Genomic DNA, 16,169 nt, shown 5'->3' on the forward strand with positions numbered 1-16,169 from the left:
GTTGCCGGCGGGGAATCAGGCCTGGGCAGCCTTGAACGCCAGGCGGAACTTGTGCAGCAGCGGCTCGGTGTAGCCGTTGGGCTGGGTCAGGCCTTCGAACACCAGCGCGCAGGCGGCCTTGAACGCCAGCGAGCCGTCGAAGTTGCCCGCCATCGGCAGGTAGTGGGGATCGCCGGCGTTCTGGCCGTCCACCACCTTGGCCATGCGCTTGAAGGTCTCCATGACCTGGTCGTGATGGGTGACGCCGTGGCGCAGCCAGTTGGCGATGTGCTGGCTGGAGATGCGCAGCGTGGCGCGGTCTTCCATGAGGCCGACGTTATGGATGTCCGGCACCTTGGAGCAACCCACGCCCTGGTCGATCCAGCGGACCACGTAGCCCAGGATGCCCTGCACGTTGTTGTCCAGTTCCTGCTGGATGTCGGCGGCGGACCACTTGGACTTGTCGCCCACCGGCACCGTCAGCAGGCCGGCCAGCAGTTCGTCGCGCACGCTGTCGAGCTTGGTGCGTTCGAGTTCCTGCTGGACCGCCTGCACGTCCACCTGGTGGTAGTGCAGCGCGTGCAGCGTGGCGGCGGTGGGCGACGGCACCCAGGCGGTATTGGCGCCGGCCTTGGGGTGCGCGATCTTCTGTTCGAGCATGGCGGCCATCAGGTCGGGCATGGCCCACATGCCCTTGCCGATCTGCGCGCGGCCGCGCAGGCCGGCGTCCAGGCCGACCAGCACGTTGTTGCGCTCGTAGGCGGTGATCCAGGCGGTGGCCTTCATGTCGCCCTTGCGCAGCATGGGGCCGGCTTCCATGCTGGAATGCATCTCGTCGCCGGTGCGATCGAGGAACCCCGTGTTGATGAACGCCACGCGCGACGCCGCGGCCTGGATGCAGGCCTTCAGGTTGATGCTGGTGCGGCGCTCTTCATCCATGATGCCCATTTTCAGGGTGTTGCGCGGCAGGCCCAGCAGGTCTTCGACGCGATCGAACAGCTCGCTGGCGAAGGCGGCCTCGACCGGGCCGTGCATCTTGGGCTTGACGATGTAGACCGAGCCGGTGCGCGAGTTGAGCTTGCGCTCGCGATCCTGCAGCGCCGCCAGGCTGGTGACCACGGCGTCGAGGATGCCCTCGGGGATCTCCTGGCCGTCGCGGTCCAGCACGGCCGGGTTGGTCATGAGGTGGCCGACGTTGCGCACGAACATCAGCGAGCGGCCATGCAGCGTCAGCGACGAGCCGTCCGGACGCGTGTACTGGCGGTCCGCGTTGAGCTTGCGGGTGAAGGTCTTGCCGCCCTTGGTGACAGCCTCGGTCAGGTCGCCCTTCATCAGGCCGAGCCAGTTGCGGTAGATGTGGACCTTGTCTTCGGCGTCGACCGCGGCGACCGAGTCCTCGCAGTCCATGATGGTGGTCAGCGCGGCTTCCACCAGCACGTCCTTGACGCCGGCGGCATCGGTGGCGCCGATGCTGTGGGCGCGGTCGACCTGGATCTCGAAATGCAGGCCGTTGTTCTTGAGCAGGATGGCCGTGGGCGCGTCGGCGTCGCCCTGGTAGCCGGTGAACTGGGCCGGCGTCTTGAGCGTGGTGGCGCCGGTCGCCAGCGCGACCTTCAACTGGCCGTTCTCGACCGTATAGCCGCGCGCGTCGGCGTGCGAGCCCTGCGCCAGCGGCGCCGCGGTGTCGAGGAACTGACGGGCGCGTGCGATCACGGCGCGGCCGCGTTCGGGGTTGTAGCCGGCGCCGCTGTCGCCCGGCGTGGCGGGAATGGCGTCGGTGCCGTAGAGCGCGTCGTACAGGCTGCCCCAGCGCGCATTGGCCGCGTTCAGCGCATAGCGCGAGTTGGACATCGGCACGACCAGTTGCGGGCCGGCCTGCTGCGAGATTTCGGTATCGACGTGGTCGGTGGTGGCGCGCACCGAGGCGGGTTGCGGCAGCAGGTAGCCGATGCCTTCGAGGAACTGGCGGTAGGCCGTCGGATCGGCGATGGGGCCCGGATGGGCGCGATGCCAGGCGTCGAGTTCGGCCTGCAGGCGGTCGCGTTCTGCCAGCAGGGCGCGGTTCTTGGGCGCCAGGTCATGCACCAGGGCCGCGAATCCCTTCCAGAACGCGTCGGCGTCCAGCCCGGAGCCGGGCAACGCTTCCTTTTCGATGAACTGGCTGAGATTGGCCGCCACTTGCAGGCCGTGGTGCTGGGTGCGTTGAGTCATGCGGATCTCTGACGGTAGTAGGTCTGGGCGGCGCGGGCGCCGGGCGAATCGGTCCTGACATCATCGTTCGCACCCGACCCAAAGTCCATATCAAAAACCGCTGGTCATACCAGTTTATTTGGCGGAGGTCCGGCAAACATCGTTTTTTTATGGTTCTATATCAGTCACTTACAAAGGCAGGGAGCGACGGACCAAGGATGGCGGCGGTATGGTCATACCACTGGTCCGGAGAACGCAATGCACGCGGAAACTGAAGCGAAACCCCGCCAGGTGGCGGACGAGGTGGCGGAGCGCATCGAGCGCCTGATTCTGGACGGCGTCCTGAAGGCCGGCCAGGCCTTGCCCTCGGAACGGCGGCTGACGGAAAAACTGGGCGTGTCGCGCACCGCGCTGCGCGAAGGGCTCAAGCTGCTGCGCGCGCGCGAGATCATCCATACCTCGCAGGGCAAGGGCTCGTTCGTGGCCCGCATTTCCAAGGTGGACGCCGGGCCGCTGATGCATCTGTTCAATTCGCAGCCGCGCACCCTGTATGACCTGCTGGAAGTGCGCTCGCTGCTGGAGGCGGATTCGGCGCGGCTGGCGGCGTTGCGCGGCACCGAGGCCGACTTCATCATGATCCGCCGCCGTTACGACGAGATGGTGAACACGCAGGGCGCGGATACCGCCACGCACGCGCACCTGGACCATGCCTTTCACCTGGCGATCTGCGAGGCCTCGCACAACCCGGTGCTGGTGCACACGCTGCAGTCGCTCAACGACCTGATGCTCGGTTCGGTGTTCGCCTGTGTGAACAACCTGTACCACCGCGAGCCGGAGAAGCGCCAGATCGACAAGCAGCACGCGCGGCTATTCAATGCCGTGATCGGCCGCCAGCCGGAGCAGGCGCGCCGCGCCGCGGCCGACCACGTCGACAGCGTGCGGCAAAACCTGGCCGAGATCGAACAGGAAGAGCAGCGTTTGGTGCGGGCGACGCTGCGCCTGGAAGGGTGGACCTGAGCGCCGCCGCGCGGACCAGGGCAGCGGGCGGGCCGACGACCGGCCCGTGCCGTGATGAGGCCACGCGCGCCGCGGCGCGTCGCCCGGCTCAGCGGTCTTCGGTCATGGCGCCGGCCAGGGCCAGCGGCTTGCCCGCATAGACGCGGCCAAAACGGTTGGCCAGCAAGGCTTCCAGCGAGATCTGTTCCTGGCCGACGAAACCGCGCTGCGGCAGCACCCCCTGGGCAACCAGATCCAGCGCCGCGCAGATGCCGGCCGCGGTCGACAGCTGGATGGCGCTGAGCCGGTGGCCGTCGACGTCGGCGCCGAACACGCGGATGGGGTAGGACTCTTCTTCCAGCCGGCCGTGGCGGTGGCCCGAGGCCTGCGCCTGGATGACGATGACGTCCTGCTCGGTGGTGGGAATCGCGGTCTCGAAGATGTCCTTGAGCAGGTCGCGGCGATCGCGCAGGCGCAGATCGTTCAGCAGCAGCTTCATCAGGTTGCAGTGCCCGGGGTAGCGCACCGACTTGTAGTCCACGTTGCGGGCGCGTCCCAGCAGGGTCGCGGGCAACGTGCCCAGGCCGCCCGAGGTGTTGAAGGCCTCGTACTCGACCCCATCCAGCGCGAAGGTCTCGTAGCCTTCGAGCGCCGGCACGCTGGTCAATTGGCCGTCGACGATGGCCTCGCACGGATTGCAGTATTCGTTGATCAACCCTTCCGTGCTCCAGGTCAGGTTGTAGCGCAGGCTGTTGGACGGGTAGCGCGGCAATGCGCCCACGCGCATGCGCAGGTCCAGCAGGGTGTCGAAGCGTCGCGCCAGCGCATTGCCGACGATGCCGATGAAGCCCGGCGCCAGGCCGCACTGCGGCATCAGCACCGCGCGGGCGTCGCTGGCCAACGCCTGGATGGCATGGGTGCTGGCGACGTCTTCGGTCAGGTCGAAATAGTGCACGCCGGCCTGGGCGCACAACTGCGCGACCGCGATGGCGCGATGGAACGGCAGGGCGTTGACCACCGCATAGCGGCCCTCGATGCAGCGGGCCAGCGACGCGTCGTCGCTGATCTGGCGCGTCTCGCAACCCAGTTCCGCGACCACGCGCAGCCGCGCCGGATCCTGGTCGGCCACCAGGACCGAGTAGTCGCCGCTGCGCTCGAGCATCAGGGCGATGGCGAAACCGATTTTGCCGGCGCCCAGGAGGAGGATGGGCTTGGGGGAGGGGGACATGGTGCGGCTCCTGCATAGAGGGGGATGGGTTGGCCTCATCCTATGCGCGAGCGCTGTCGATTTGTAGATACCAAAGCGTCGTAACGGCTGTAGGTAACGTCGTTATGACTTAATTGACGATCGAAACGTCAAAAAGAAAAGCCCCCCGGGTGAGGCCGGAGGGCTTTGGGGGCGATTGCCGGGGCCTGGTAGCCAGGCCGTGCAATCAGCTGCCCATGGGGGGGTAGTCCATGTTGCCGAAGGTGACCAGGCCTTCCGCCTTGGCTTGGGCCAGTTCGGTCTGGACCTGGCTGCGGCTCAGCGCGGTGGTGCTGGCGGCGTGGGCGACGGGCGGGTAGTCCATGTTGCCGAAGGTGACTTCACCGGCGTTCTTGGCCTGGGCCAGTTGTTCCTGCACTTGCTGCGCGGTCAGGCTCGACTTCGAGGCGATGGCGGCGGGGTAGCCTTCTTCGCCGAAGGTGTATTGGCCGGAAACCTTGGCTTGTTGCAGTTCGGCTTGAACCTGGGCGCGCGTCGGGCCTTGGTCGGCTTCAGCGGCTTGGGCGCCCGCGGCGGCCAGAACGGACATGGACAGCATCAAAGCGGTAGCAAGGGTTTTCATAGCAGACCTCCATATGTCTTGAGCTTGGGATCCGATCCTCTGGCCTGATTGCCGGGGGTCGCTTGCTGTGTCCCGATGAGATGCATTCTCGGCTCAAATAACCCTGGGATAAACCCTTATTACCTGAAAACATCTTTCCAAAATGAATACTAATCGGATGGGAACTTACCAAATGGCACCATAGGTGGCGATATTTCCATTTGATGACGCAATAGGTAGTGGTTGGCGACGCGAGTGGCGGGCGATGAAGGCGGGCAGTGCGGGGAGGGGGCCGTGGAACCCGCCCGGCGGAGCGCGTGGCTCCGGGGGCGGATACGGCAAGGGAGGAGGGATCAGCGGTTCAGGTCGGCCAGCGCGGCGTCGTATTCGGCGCGGGCTTCGTCCAGCTTGCGCTGCGCCTTGTCGATCTTTTCCTGCTTGCCCTTGGCGCGGGCGGCCTTGAGCTCGTCTTCGCGCTCGGACACCTTGTTCTGCTTGTCGCGCACGTCGGCTTCGCGTTGCGATTGCAGGCGGCTGTCGGTGCAGTAGGCCTTGGCCTCTGCCAGCGCCTTCTGCAAGCCAGCCACCCGGTGCGTGTTGCCGTGGGCGCGCGCATACGTGATTTCGTTTTCGAGATGGCAGAACTTGGCAGCGCAGCCGCGCTGGGCCGAGCAATCGGTGGTGGCCTGGGCGTGGGCCGGCAGGGCGCCGAGCAGGGCGCTGGCCGAAGCAAAGGCCAGCAGGGTTTTCGTCAGAGCGGACATCGGTGTCTCCGTAAGGCATGTCGGAACGGCCATCATCTCCCAAGCATGGCGCGTCCGCAATGCGCCGGATCAGCCGATCAGGGTGCCCGCGAGCGCCGCCGCGACCAGGATCGCGCCCAGCCAGAGGTTGGCGCGGAACAGCATGAAATTGCGGTCGGGACGCTGGATGTCGAACACCTTCAACTGCCACGCCAGGTGCACGGCGATCGCCGCCATGCCGACGTAATAGGCCCACGACATGCCGATGGCATAGCCGCCCCAGGTCCACAGAATCACGGTGGCCAGGTAGAAGCCGCCGATCCACAACTTGCCCTGGTCGCCGAAGCGCATGGCCGTGGAATGCAGGCCCAGGCTGCGGTCATCGCGCACATCGACGTAGGCGTAGATGCTGTCGTAACCCACCTGCCACAGCACCGCGCCGAACCACATCGCGATGGCGGCCAGGGGCACGTGGTTCTGCGTATCCGACCAGGCCATCAGCATGCCCCAGTTGAAGCAGATGCCCAGGACGACCTGCGGCCAGTAGGTGACGCGCTTGCACAGCGGATAGATGAAAACGAACGGCAGCACGGCCAGCGCGAGCCAGCGGCTCATGCCGTTCAGGAAGAAAAGAAGCGAGCCGCAGACCACCAATTGGCCAAATAAAAACCAGACCGCATTACGCATGCTGAGCTGCCCGCTGGTCAGCGGACGGAAGCGGGTGCGTTCGACGTGCTTGTCGAAGTCGCGGTCGCACATGTCGTTGACGGTGCAGCCGATGCCGCGCATCAGCAGCGCGCCAAGCGAGAACACCACCAGGCGTTGCAGGTCGGGCAGGCCGCCGGCGGCCTGGATCAGCGCGGCGATACAGGGGAGCAGCGTCAGCCAGGTGCCGATGGGGCGGTCGAGCCGGCACAGCCGGGCGTAGGGGCGCCACGATTTGGGCAGCCAACGTTCGACCCAGTCGGTGAAAACAATGTCGCTGAGGTCGACGGGAGAGGATTGCGGAGCGCTCACTGTCACGGCGAAAGAAAAGGGAGGAAAGCCGACAGCATAAAACAACGGCCGGGCATCGCGCCCGGCCGTGGACCGTCAAGCGTGGTCAGGACCCGGTTTTCAGGCCGTGTATTCCTTGAGCAGCTTGCCCAGGATGGCGATGCCGGTGCGGATCTTGTCTTCCGGCACGGTGGCGAAGCTCAGGCGCAGCGTGTTGGCGCGGCCGGCGCCGCTGTAGAACGGCGCGCCCGGCACGAACGCGACGTTCTGGGCGATGGCCTTTTCCAGCAGCTTGGTGCTGTCGATGTGCTCGGGCAGCGTCACCCAGATGAACATGCCGCCTTCGGGCTTGGTCCAGCTGATGGTGGCGGGGAATTCGCGCGCGATGGCTTCCAGCATGCAGCTGCCCTGGGCGCGGTAGATTTCGCGCACGTTGGGCAGGTGCTCTTCGAGGAAGCCGTCCTTGACGATTTCGTACACGGCCATCTGCGTCAGCGTGGGCGTGTGCAGATCGGTGGCCTGCTTGGCCTGCACCAGCTTGTTGATCAGCGGACGGGCGGCGGCGATGTAGCCCAGGCGCAGGCCGGGGGCCAGCACCTTGGAGAACGTGCCCAGGCGCACGACGTTGGCGCCGTATTCGGCGGCCAGGGCGATCAGGCCCGGTTGCGGTTCGCCGGCGTAGCGCAGTTCACCGTAGGGATCGTCCTCGATGATGGTCAGGCCCAGCTCGGCGGCGCGCTTGACCAGCGCGATGCGGCGTTCCAGGCTGAGGGTGCGGCCGGTGGGGTTCTGGAAGTTGGGCAGCGCGTACAGGAAGCGGGCGCCGGCGGCCAGTTCGGGGGTGATGGCCTCGGGGATCAGGCCGCCGTCATCGGTGGGCACCGGCACGTACTTGGGCTGGTACAGGCTGAACGATTGCAGCGCGCCCAAGTAGCTGGGGTCTTCGACCAGCACCTTGCTGTCCTTGTCGATCAGCACTTTGCCCAGCAGATCCAGCGCCTGCTGCGAGCCGGACACGATCAGGACCTGGTCGGCGGCGACATTGGCGCCAGCGCGGTTCAGGTCTTCGGCGACCCATTGGCGCAGCGGCGCGTAGCCTTCGGTGGGACCGTATTGCAGGGCGGCGCGGCCGTTGGTGGACAGTACCTTGTCGAATGCCGCACGCACCACTTCTACCGGGAAGCCGCCGGGCGCCGGCAGGCCGCCTGCGAACGAAATGACTTCGGGGCGCTCGGTGACCTTGAGGATCTCGCGGATGGCGGAGCTGGTGAGTTGCAGGGCGCGTTCGGAAAATGCGAACGTCGGTTCGAGAGGCTTGTCCATGGCTTGCTTCTTAATCAAGAAGGGGGGTGACGGGGTGATGACAACGGGGCGGTAAAGACGTTACTGCGTAAACTATTGTCCCACAGCGTAGCAAGGCGGCCCCTTTATCGCGGGCAACCCCTAAAATCACTTGCACCGATAATCGCCTGTACAGTTACATTTATACATATGTTTGAAGCCGCCCCGATCGCCGCCGACTCCAAGGCCGCGCTGTACGCCGAACTGGCCAAGCAGGCCCGCGCCCTGCTCGACGGCGAGCACGACCGCATCGCCAATGCCGCCAACCTGAGCGCGCTGGCCTACCAGGCGCTGCCCGACCTGAACTGGGTGGGGTTCTACTTGTTCGACGGCACGGAGCTGGTGCTGGGGCCGTTCCAGGGCAAGCCGGCCTGCGTGCGCATTCCGCTCAATCGCGGCGTGTGCGGCGCGGCCGCCAGCCAGCGCCAGACGCAACTGGTGCCGGACGTGCATGCGTTCCCCGGCCACATCGCCTGCGACGCGGCCTCGCGTTCCGAGATCGTGGTGCCGCTGGTGCGCCAGGGCGAGTTGATCGGCGTGTGGGACGTGGACAGCCCGGTGCCGGACCGCTTCGACGAAGACGATCGCCAGGGCATGGAAGCGCTGTGCACGATCTTCCTGGCCAGCCTGCGTTGACAGCGTGGCGGCGGCCCGGTAGATTTGCGCATCGGCCGCCCGCGGCCGGTTTCAACCCTTTATTCCATTCATGATTCCTCAGGCCATCTCGTCCGCTTTCCTGTTCCGCGCCCTTGGCGTGGCGACGGTTCGCGCCGGCCTGAAATCCAAAAAACAGCCGCTCATCTGACCGGAGCATGCTGTTCCGTCAGATGGGCGACGGAACAGCGGCCTCACGGCGGCGCCACGGCGCCTTCGCGCGCACCCCCTAGTATCCCGAGCACTTCTGTACGGTCCAACCACGGTCCGCTTACACCGAAGGAGTGTTCATGCAAACTCAACAATCCCCGTTCCAAGGCGTCTGGATCCCCCTGGTGACGCCGTTTTCCGGCGGCGCCGTCGATGGTGGGGCCCTGCGCCGCCTGGTGCGCCATTTCGCGGCGGCGGGCGTCGACGGGCTGGTCGTGTGCGGCAGCACCGGCGAAGCCGCGGCGCTCGATGACGCCGAGCAGCTGGCGGTGCTGGATGCCGTGCTGAACGAGGCCGGCGCCATGCCGGTGGTGATGGGCCTGGCGGGCAACCACCAGGGCCACGTGCTGCAGCGCCTGGCCGCGTTCGGCACCCGCCCGCTGGCCGGCATCCTGGCGCCGGCGCCGTATTACGTGCGGCCCGGCCAGGACGGCGCCGCCGCCTATTTCCGCAGCCTGGCCGATGCCTCGCGCTTTCCCCTGGTGCTGTACGACATTCCGTACCGCACAGGAACGACGCTGGAAACCTCGACCCTGTTATCGCTGGCCGCGCATCCGAACATCGCCGCGATCAAGGACTGCGGCGGTTCGCTCGACAAGACCCTGGCGCTGATCGCCGACGGCAACATGAACGTGCTGGCGGGCGAGGACCTGCAATCGCTGTCGCTGCTGTGCCTGGGCGGCAGCGGCCTGATCGCGGCAGCCGCGCATATCCGCCCGGACCTGTTCGTGGCCATGTACCAGGCGGTGCGGGCGCAGCAGCTGGACCTGGCGCGCAAGCTGTTCCAGGCGCTGGCGCCGGTGATCCAGCTGGCCTTCGCCGAACCCAATCCGGGCCCGGTGAAGGCGCAACTGGGGCGCCAGGGCCTGCTCAGCGACGAGCTGCGCGAGCCCATGCCGGCGGCCAGCGCGGCCCTGGCGCGGCGCATGGACGCGGCGGTAGCGGGCCTGAACCGGCAGTTTCCCTGCCAATAGCGGGAAGTTGCGGGCGGGGTCAGCAGCTTTGTGGCGGCCGGATTCATTTGGTAATAAATGTCTCCCCGCGAGGCTGACGGATTGCTTATGATGCGGCCATTCTCCGGGGTGAAACAAAACGTTCATGGCCCAAGCTTTTGTCGCGTTGTCCGCCTGGCAGGTCATGCTGGCGGGCCTGCTGTTCTTCGGCGGCATCTACCTGCTTTTCGGCGCGGCCACCTGGCTGCTGACCCAGCACATCCTGCCGGCGCTGGGCATCGGCCGGCCGCTCGATCCGCGGCCGCTGGCGCCGGGCCAGTTGCGCCGCGAGTTCACGCAGTCGGGCGTGTCGATCCTGCTGTTCGGCACCGGCATGATCTTTCCCTGGGGCCTGCTGCAGCTGGGCTGGGCGCACCTGGATCCGGATGCCAGCTGGCAGAAAATCACGCTGGAGATCCTGGCCCTGGTGGCCTGGAACGACGTGCATTTCTGGATCAACCACCGGCTGCTGCACACCAAGCTGCTGCGCCGTTTCCACCTGCCGCACCACCGCTCGGTGGTGACCACGCCGTTCTCGACCTACAGCTTCCATCCGATCGAGGCGCTGATGCTGGGCAACGTCATCATGCTGCCGATGGTGGTGCATGATTTCAGCTTCTGGTCGCTGGCGTCGGTGCCGCTGTTCAGCCTGTTCTTCAACTGCATCGGCCACGCCAACTACGATTTCTTCCCCAACGTGTCGTATTCGCACTGGTTCGCCGCCAGCCGCCGGCATCACCTGCACCATGCCTGCTACCACGGCAATTTCGGCTTCCAGTTCACCTTCATGGACCGACTGTTCCGCACCCGCCTCAAGGCCGAGGCGGCGACGTCCCAGCTGGAGGCTTTCCGGCAGCGAGAATCGCTTGGCGGACGGGCTTAGCAAGCGGCGCCGGCTGCCCGCGCTGCGCAACCGGCGCGATTGGCAGAGCCTGGCCTACCTGGCCGCGCTGCCCGCCCTGGCGGCGTGGCAGTGGCTGCACGGCTTCTGGTGGCCGCTGTACGCGCTGATGCTGTTCCTGACGCTGGGCATCGGCGTGATCCACCACAACCACACGCACATCCGCATGTGGCATGGCCGCTGGAGCAACCGTGCCACCGACTTCTGGATCACGTTGTTGCAGGGGCATCCCACCTTCGTGTTCTATCCGGCGCACGTGGCCAACCATCACCGCTTCAAGCACGGCGCGCGCGACGTGGCGCGCACCTATCGCTTCGGCGGCGACACCAATCACCTGTGGGGCTACCTGATCCACCCGGCGCAGGCCGTGTGGGTGCTGTATCCGCTGTTCTTCGCCTGGCTCGGGCGGCTGCGCCGGCATTGGCCGGGCGCGTGGCGCTACTGCATGTGCCAGTACGGCGCCTGGCTGGGGCTGTGGGGCGGCCTGCTGGCGATCAATCCGGTCAAGGCGCTGGTGTTCGTCATCATTCCGCAACTGCATGGCCTGCACTGGCTGCTGGCCACCAACTACCTGCAGCACGCGCACGCCGATGGCGGGCCGCGCGCCGTGGCGGGCCTGAACTATGCCCGCAATTTCGAAGGACTGGTCAATCCGCTGCTGTTCAACATCGGCCTGCATACCGCGCACCACGAGAGCCCGCGCGCGCACTGGTCCGAACTGACCCGGTTGCATCGCGACCACTACCGGGCCCGCGTGACGCCCGCGCTGAACGAAGGCGGCCTGACGCCGTACATGTTCCGCGTGTTCGTGCTGGGCACCTTCCTGCCGCGCTTTCGCAGCCGTTCCTGTATGGCGCCCGAGCACGTGCGCTAGCGCCGCAACCCCATACCTGCCACTAGAGACCCGCCATGCCTATCGCGTTCAATCGTGTCTACCTGGAAAGCGCCGGCTATTTCATGCCGGGCGAACCCGTGTCCAACGAGGCCATGGACAGCTACATCGCGCCGCTGAACCGCATGTCCAGCCGCATCAAGAGCCGCATCCTGGCCGAGAACGGCATCAAGCAGCGCTACTACGCGATCGATGCCGAGGGTTCCACCGTCTTCACCAATGCGCAGCTGGCCGCCAACGCCATCCGCGATTGCCTGCGGCGCAACGATGGCGACCTCGCGGACGTGTCGCTGCTGACCAGCGGCTCGTCGGGCGGCGACGCGCTGATGCCGGGCTTCGCCAATATGATCCAGGGCGAGCTGGCCGCGCATCCGATGGAGACGCTGTCGGTGCACGGCATCTGTGCCGCGGGCGTGTCGGCGATCCAGGTGGCGGCGCAGGGCGTCGAGATGGGCGGCCACGCCAGTGCGCTGGCGGTGGCGGCGGAACTGCCGTCGCGCCTGTTCAAGCGCTCGCGCTTTGCCGCGCGCGGCTACGACGCCGACTTCGACGCGCATTTCCTGCGCTGGATGCTGTCCGATGGCGCCGGCGCGCTGTTGCTGGGACGCGGCGGCCGGCCGCTGCCGGGCGCGTCCCAGGGCGTGCGCCTGCGCCTGAAGTGGGTGCACCAGCGGTCGTTCTCGGGCGACTATCCGGTCTGCATGCAGCTGGGCCTGTCGGCCGACCGCCAGAAGGGCCACCTGGACTATCCGTCGTGGAACGAGGCCGAGGCCGATGGCGCGCTGTCGCTGCGCCAGGACATCCGCCTGCTGCCGCACCTGTTCGACATCGGCATCCACGAGTACGCCAAGCTGGTGCGCGACGGTTGGCTGGATCCGGACCAGGTGGATCATTTCCTGTGCCACTACTCGTCCGAGAAATTCATTCCGGTGGTCGAGGACCTGATGGAGAAGGCTGGCCTGGTGATCCCGCGCGAGCGCTGGTTCAGCAATCTGGCCTGGCGCGGCAACACCGGCGCGGCGTCGATCCTCATCATGCTGGCCGAGTTCCTGGAAACGCGCGAGATCAAGCCGGGCGAGCAGATCTTCTGCTACATCCCCGAGTCGGGCCGCTTCATGGCGGCCTACATGCTGCTGGAAGCCGAGGCGGCGCACGACGCCGCGCCGTCGGTCGCCGTCGGCGCCACGCCAGCCGTGGCCGGGCGCGAGGACGCGCACAGCGCCGATGCCGACGCCATCGCGCCGCCGCACGATCCGGACATGGCGCCGCAGGGCCTGGGCCAGCTGCTGACCGAACTGGCGGCGATCTGGCACGACTACCGCTCGCGCGTCTGGCGCACGCCGGTGGTGCGGCGCCTGCGCAACCGCCGCTTCGAGACCGCCGATTACCTGAACTGGATGGAGAACTGGATTCCGCAGGTGCGCGAGGGCAGCAAGTGGATGCGCGAAGGCGCGGCCTCGCTGACCGAGCAGTACCAGCCGCTGGCCGCGCTGATCGACATGCACGCCGGCGAGGAGCAGAACGACTTCCAGATCCTGTTCCAGGACTACCGCACGGCCGGCGGCGCCATCGACAACATCGACGCGCTGCGCCGCAACCCCGGCGGCGAGGCGCTCAACGCCTATCTGCACAGCCTGGCCGCCACGCGCGACCCGATCGGCCTGCTGGGCGCCATCTACATCATCGAGGGCACCGGCCAGCGCATCGTGCCGGCGCTGCTGCCGTTGCTGAAGGCCAGCCTGAAGCTGCCGCCGGACGCCTTCCGCTTCCTGGAATACCATGGCCACAACGACGAGAACCACCTGGCGCGCTGGCTGACCGCGGTGGAACTGGCGCTGGACTGCGACGAGGACGGCCGCGCCGAGCAGCGCATCGTCGACACCGCGCGCCGCACCGCCGCGCTGTACCTGATGCAGTTTCATCACGTGATGGAGGATGACGCCGCATGAACAAGGAACCCGAATTCCTTGCCAAGGGCCACGATCCCGCCGATCCGAGCCCGTGGCTGGCGCTGTACCTGGACCGCAGCACGCCGCTGCCGGACAAGGTCAAGAAGGCCTGGCTGACCGATTCGAGCTGCGGCTCGCGCCAGTACCTGCTGCCGTTCCTGCGGCCGCTGGCGCGCGCCTTCATCATCCTGATCCAGGTCATCAAGACCTTCCTGCCGCGCCGCTGGTCGCATTCGCGGCTGCTGCACCGCATCCTGGCGTGGGGCCTGAAGCGCTTCGTGTCGCCCGAGGCCAACTGGCTGATCCTGCGGCATTTCCACCTGGGCGCGCAGATCCTGGCGTTCATCGCGGCCAATTCGCCGGTGCGCGTGGCCACCACGCCGCTCGAGCCGATGGAGATCGACGATCTCAAGGACGAACTGTTCGTCAAGCACGACCTGAACCTGTTCAACTTCGTGATCCGGCTGAACCAGGCGCTGCGCGATGCCGGCGTGGAGATGCACGCGCCCGAGCGCGTGGATTTCTCGATGATCCGCGATCCGGGCCTCAAGCTCGAGGACATGCCGCAGGGCAAGCTGAATTTCCTCGACCTGCAGAGCGCCATCGAACTGTTCACGCCGCTGTATCAGCTGATGCTGACCGACAACGACTTCTGGCGCGCGGCCAATTCGCTGCAGCTGGACGAGACCATCGGCATCTACGCGGCCAAGCTGCTGGGCGCGCCGCAGCACCTGATCCTGGTCAACAACAGCCATCCGCTGGTGCCGATGTCGACGCTGCGCGCCGGCTACCGCCTGGTGCTGCACGGCCTGTCGACCGAGATGCTGCACAGCCTGCTGATGGAGATGCGCGACGCGCAGCAGGGCGGCGAGCCGCCCGCGCCGATCGCCTGAAAAACGGCCGGATCCTGGTGTTGTCCCTGTAGGGCGGGGCGAGGTCGCTACGCTATAGTGCGACCCTTGTCCGCCGATTCGGGACCGCGTGCGCGTGGCCCGGATTCCCATTCCGGAAGCGCTTTCGATGTCCCAGCCCATAGAAGTCATCGCCACACTCCTGTTCGTCGTGGCGGTGCTGCACACCTTTTCCGTTCCCATGTTCGCCCGCCTGGCTCATCGCGGCGGACCGCATGCCGGCTTCTGGCACCTGCTGGCCGAGGTCGAGGCGGTGTTCGGGGTGTGGGCGTTCGCCCTGATCGTGGCGATGGCCGCGCTGTCGGGGCCCTCCGCGGCCATCGGCTACATGGACACGCGCAACTTCACCGAGCCGCTGTTCGTCTTCACCATCATGGTGGTGGCGGCCAGCCGGCCGATCCTGGAACTGGTGGGGCTGCTGGTGCGCGGCACGGCGCGCGTGCTGCCCCTGCCGCGGGAACTGGCGACCTTCTTCGTGGTGATGTCGCTGGTGCCGCTGGGCGGCTCGTTCATCACCGAACCGGCGGCCATGACGCTGGCGGCCATCCTGCTGCGCGACGCCTATTTCCGCACCAGCGGGCGCGCCGGCTTCAAGTACCTGACGCTCGGCGTGCTGTTCGTCAACGTTTCCATCGGCGGCGTGCTGACCTCGTACGCGGCGCCGCCGGTGCTGATGGTGGCATCCACCTTCGGCTGGGATTCGGCCTTCATGGCGCAGCATTTCGGCTGGCGCGCCGCGGTGGCGGTGTGCCTGAACGCGGGCCTGCTGACCTTCATCTGCCGCAAGGCGCTGCTGGAGCGCTCGGTGGGCACGGGCGGCGGCGTCGACGCGCCCGAAGGCAAGGACAACCGGCAGCCGGTGCCGGCGCTGGTGATGCTGATCCACCTGGTGTTCCTGGTGGCGGTGGTGCTGAGCGCCCACCATCCGGCGATCTTCCTGGGCCTGCTGATGATGTTCATCGGCTTCGCCGAGGCCTATAAGCGCCACCAGAACCGCCTGCTCATCAAGGAGGGGCTGATGGTGGGCTTCTTCCTGGCCGGCCTGGTGGTGCTGGGCGGCCTGCAGAAGTGGTGGCTGCAGGACCTGCTGGGCGGGCTGGAGCCGTTCGTGCTGTTCTGGGGCGCGACCGCCCTGACGGCGATCACCGACAACGCCGCGCTGACCTACCTGGGGTCGCTGGTGGAAGGCACCAGCGAGGCCTGGCGCTACATGCTGGTGGCTGGCGCGGTGACGGGGGGCGGCCTGACGGTGATCGCCAATGCCCCGAATCCGGCCGGTTTCGCCATCCTGAAGAATCATTTCCCGGACGGCAGCATCTCGTCCGGACGGCTGTTTTTGTCCGCCCTGGGTCCGACGCTGGTGGCCGCCCTGATGTTCCTGCTGCCCGTCTGACCGAGCGGGGCGCGCACCCCCGGCGGAGCCCCCGGGCGCCCCGTCGCGGGGGTGCCGCCGGCCTTTCACGAAAAACCGCTAAAATTCAAGACTTTCCCGTATTTTTCCGGCCGTGCCCGGCCGTTGTCCGGTCCAAGCCAGTTCCGGCCCCGGGGCCTCCTGTTGGAGGACCCTCGCGCCCCTGGCTTCGCGCAGTGTCCGGCCGACGGTCATA

At 66.9% G+C, this 16,169-nt stretch carries 14 protein-coding genes; 8 read left to right on the plus strand and 6 right to left on the minus strand.

Annotated elements, in window-relative coordinates:
• Nucleotides 1-15: 15 nt before the first annotated feature.
• Entirely contained in the window at nt 16-2,190 is a 2,175-nt protein-coding gene (locus I6I07_RS08150; RefSeq protein ID WP_198486259.1) for a malate synthase G, read from the minus strand.
• 237 nt (nt 2,191-2,427) lie between these two features.
• Between I6I07_RS08150 and glcC the strand changes: the two genes are divergently transcribed.
• On the plus strand, nt 2,428-3,186 hold the full coding sequence (gene glcC / locus I6I07_RS08155) for a transcriptional regulator GlcC (protein WP_006392001.1): 759 nt from the start codon (nt 2,428-2,430) through the stop codon (nt 3,184-3,186).
• Between the two features lie 88 nt (nt 3,187-3,274).
• On the opposite strand, the gene I6I07_RS08160 is transcribed toward glcC, so the two are convergent.
• From I6I07_RS08160 to I6I07_RS08180, 5 genes are all read right to left on the minus strand, one after another.
• The gene (locus tag I6I07_RS08160) at nt 3,275-4,393 is read right to left on the minus strand and encodes a saccharopine dehydrogenase family protein (RefSeq protein ID WP_198486260.1); all 1,119 of its coding nucleotides are present in this window, start codon (nt 4,391-4,393) and stop codon (nt 3,275-3,277) included.
• A 205-nt stretch (nt 4,394-4,598) separates the two neighbouring features.
• Nucleotides 4,599-4,994, minus strand: a complete 396-nt coding sequence (locus I6I07_RS08165) for a DUF4148 domain-containing protein (RefSeq protein ID WP_198486261.1) — start codon at nt 4,992-4,994, stop codon at nt 4,599-4,601.
• A 332-nt stretch (nt 4,995-5,326) separates the two neighbouring features.
• The gene (locus I6I07_RS08170) at nt 5,327-5,737 is read right to left on the minus strand and encodes a DUF1090 domain-containing protein (protein WP_198486262.1); all 411 of its coding nucleotides are present in this window, start codon (nt 5,735-5,737) and stop codon (nt 5,327-5,329) included.
• 69 nt (nt 5,738-5,806) lie between these two features.
• The gene (ubiA, locus tag I6I07_RS08175) at nt 5,807-6,733 is read right to left on the minus strand and encodes a 4-hydroxybenzoate octaprenyltransferase (RefSeq protein WP_198486263.1); all 927 of its coding nucleotides are present in this window, start codon (nt 6,731-6,733) and stop codon (nt 5,807-5,809) included.
• A 99-nt stretch (nt 6,734-6,832) separates the two neighbouring features.
• Complete coding sequence (locus tag I6I07_RS08180; RefSeq protein WP_061072942.1) at nt 6,833-8,035, minus strand: PLP-dependent aminotransferase family protein; 1,203 nt, start codon at nt 8,033-8,035, stop codon at nt 6,833-6,835.
• Between the two features lie 168 nt (nt 8,036-8,203).
• Here I6I07_RS08180 and I6I07_RS08185 point away from each other — a divergent pair, with 168 nt between their 5' ends.
• The 7 genes from I6I07_RS08185 (at nt 8,204) to I6I07_RS08215 (ending at nt 15,955) form a co-directional block, all read left to right on the plus strand.
• Entirely contained in the window at nt 8,204-8,689 is a 486-nt protein-coding gene (locus I6I07_RS08185; RefSeq protein ID WP_198486264.1) for a GAF domain-containing protein, read from the plus strand.
• 308 nt (nt 8,690-8,997) lie between these two features.
• Nucleotides 8,998-9,891 (plus strand): 4-hydroxy-tetrahydrodipicolinate synthase, encoded by an 894-nt coding sequence (dapA, locus tag I6I07_RS08190; protein WP_116520424.1) that lies wholly within the window; start codon nt 8,998-9,000, stop codon nt 9,889-9,891.
• Nucleotides 9,892-10,015: 124 nt separating this feature from the next.
• Nucleotides 10,016-10,792: a sterol desaturase family protein gene (locus I6I07_RS08195; RefSeq protein WP_198486265.1), complete on the plus strand. Its 777-nt coding sequence runs from the start codon at nt 10,016-10,018 to the stop codon at nt 10,790-10,792.
• The gene (locus I6I07_RS08200) at nt 10,776-11,684 is read left to right on the plus strand and encodes a fatty acid desaturase (RefSeq protein WP_198486266.1); all 909 of its coding nucleotides are present in this window, start codon (nt 10,776-10,778) and stop codon (nt 11,682-11,684) included. Before I6I07_RS08195 ends, I6I07_RS08200 begins: the two co-directional genes overlap by 17 nt.
• 35 nt (nt 11,685-11,719) lie before the next feature.
• Nucleotides 11,720-13,651, plus strand: coding sequence for an iron-containing redox enzyme family protein (locus I6I07_RS08205; protein WP_198486267.1), 1,932 nt, complete (start codon nt 11,720-11,722; stop codon nt 13,649-13,651).
• The gene (locus tag I6I07_RS08210; RefSeq protein ID WP_116520426.1) at nt 13,648-14,544 is read left to right on the plus strand and encodes a DUF6999 family protein; all 897 of its coding nucleotides are present in this window, start codon (nt 13,648-13,650) and stop codon (nt 14,542-14,544) included. Before I6I07_RS08205 ends, I6I07_RS08210 begins: the two co-directional genes overlap by 4 nt.
• Before the next feature lie 127 nt (nt 14,545-14,671).
• Nucleotides 14,672-15,955, plus strand: a complete 1,284-nt coding sequence (locus tag I6I07_RS08215) for a putative Na+/H+ antiporter (protein ID WP_198486268.1) — start codon at nt 14,672-14,674, stop codon at nt 15,953-15,955.
• The last annotated feature ends 214 nt before the right edge of the window (nt 15,956-16,169 follow it).

Source organism: Achromobacter deleyi (assembly GCF_016127315.1).
Classification (GTDB): Bacteria; Pseudomonadota; Gammaproteobacteria; order Burkholderiales; family Burkholderiaceae_B; genus Achromobacter; species Achromobacter insuavis_A.

Excerpts from the sequence above, each read along its gene's own strand:
- I6I07_RS08150 (WP_198486259.1), bottom strand. The coding sequence starts at position 2,190 with ATGACTCAACGCACCCAGCACCACGGCCTGCAAGTGGCGGCCAATCTC.
- glcC (WP_006392001.1), top strand. The coding sequence starts at position 2,428 with ATGCACGCGGAAACTGAAGCGAAACCCCGCCAGGTGGCGGACGAGGTG.
- I6I07_RS08160 (WP_198486260.1), bottom strand. The coding sequence starts at position 4,393 with ATGTCCCCCTCCCCCAAGCCCATCCTCCTCCTGGGCGCCGGCAAAATC.
- I6I07_RS08165 (WP_198486261.1), bottom strand. The coding sequence starts at position 4,994 with ATGAAAACCCTTGCTACCGCTTTGATGCTGTCCATGTCCGTTCTGGCC.
- I6I07_RS08170 (WP_198486262.1), bottom strand. The coding sequence starts at position 5,737 with ATGTCCGCTCTGACGAAAACCCTGCTGGCCTTTGCTTCGGCCAGCGCC.
- I6I07_RS08180 (WP_061072942.1), bottom strand. The coding sequence starts at position 8,035 with ATGGACAAGCCTCTCGAACCGACGTTCGCATTTTCCGAACGCGCCCTG.
- I6I07_RS08185 (WP_198486264.1), top strand. The coding sequence starts at position 8,204 with ATGTTTGAAGCCGCCCCGATCGCCGCCGACTCCAAGGCCGCGCTGTAC.
- dapA (WP_116520424.1), top strand. The coding sequence starts at position 8,998 with ATGCAAACTCAACAATCCCCGTTCCAAGGCGTCTGGATCCCCCTGGTG.
- I6I07_RS08195 (WP_198486265.1), top strand. The coding sequence starts at position 10,016 with ATGGCCCAAGCTTTTGTCGCGTTGTCCGCCTGGCAGGTCATGCTGGCG.
- I6I07_RS08205 (WP_198486267.1), top strand. The coding sequence starts at position 11,720 with ATGCCTATCGCGTTCAATCGTGTCTACCTGGAAAGCGCCGGCTATTTC.
- I6I07_RS08210 (WP_116520426.1), top strand. The coding sequence starts at position 13,648 with ATGAACAAGGAACCCGAATTCCTTGCCAAGGGCCACGATCCCGCCGAT.
- I6I07_RS08215 (WP_198486268.1), top strand. The coding sequence starts at position 14,672 with ATGTCCCAGCCCATAGAAGTCATCGCCACACTCCTGTTCGTCGTGGCG.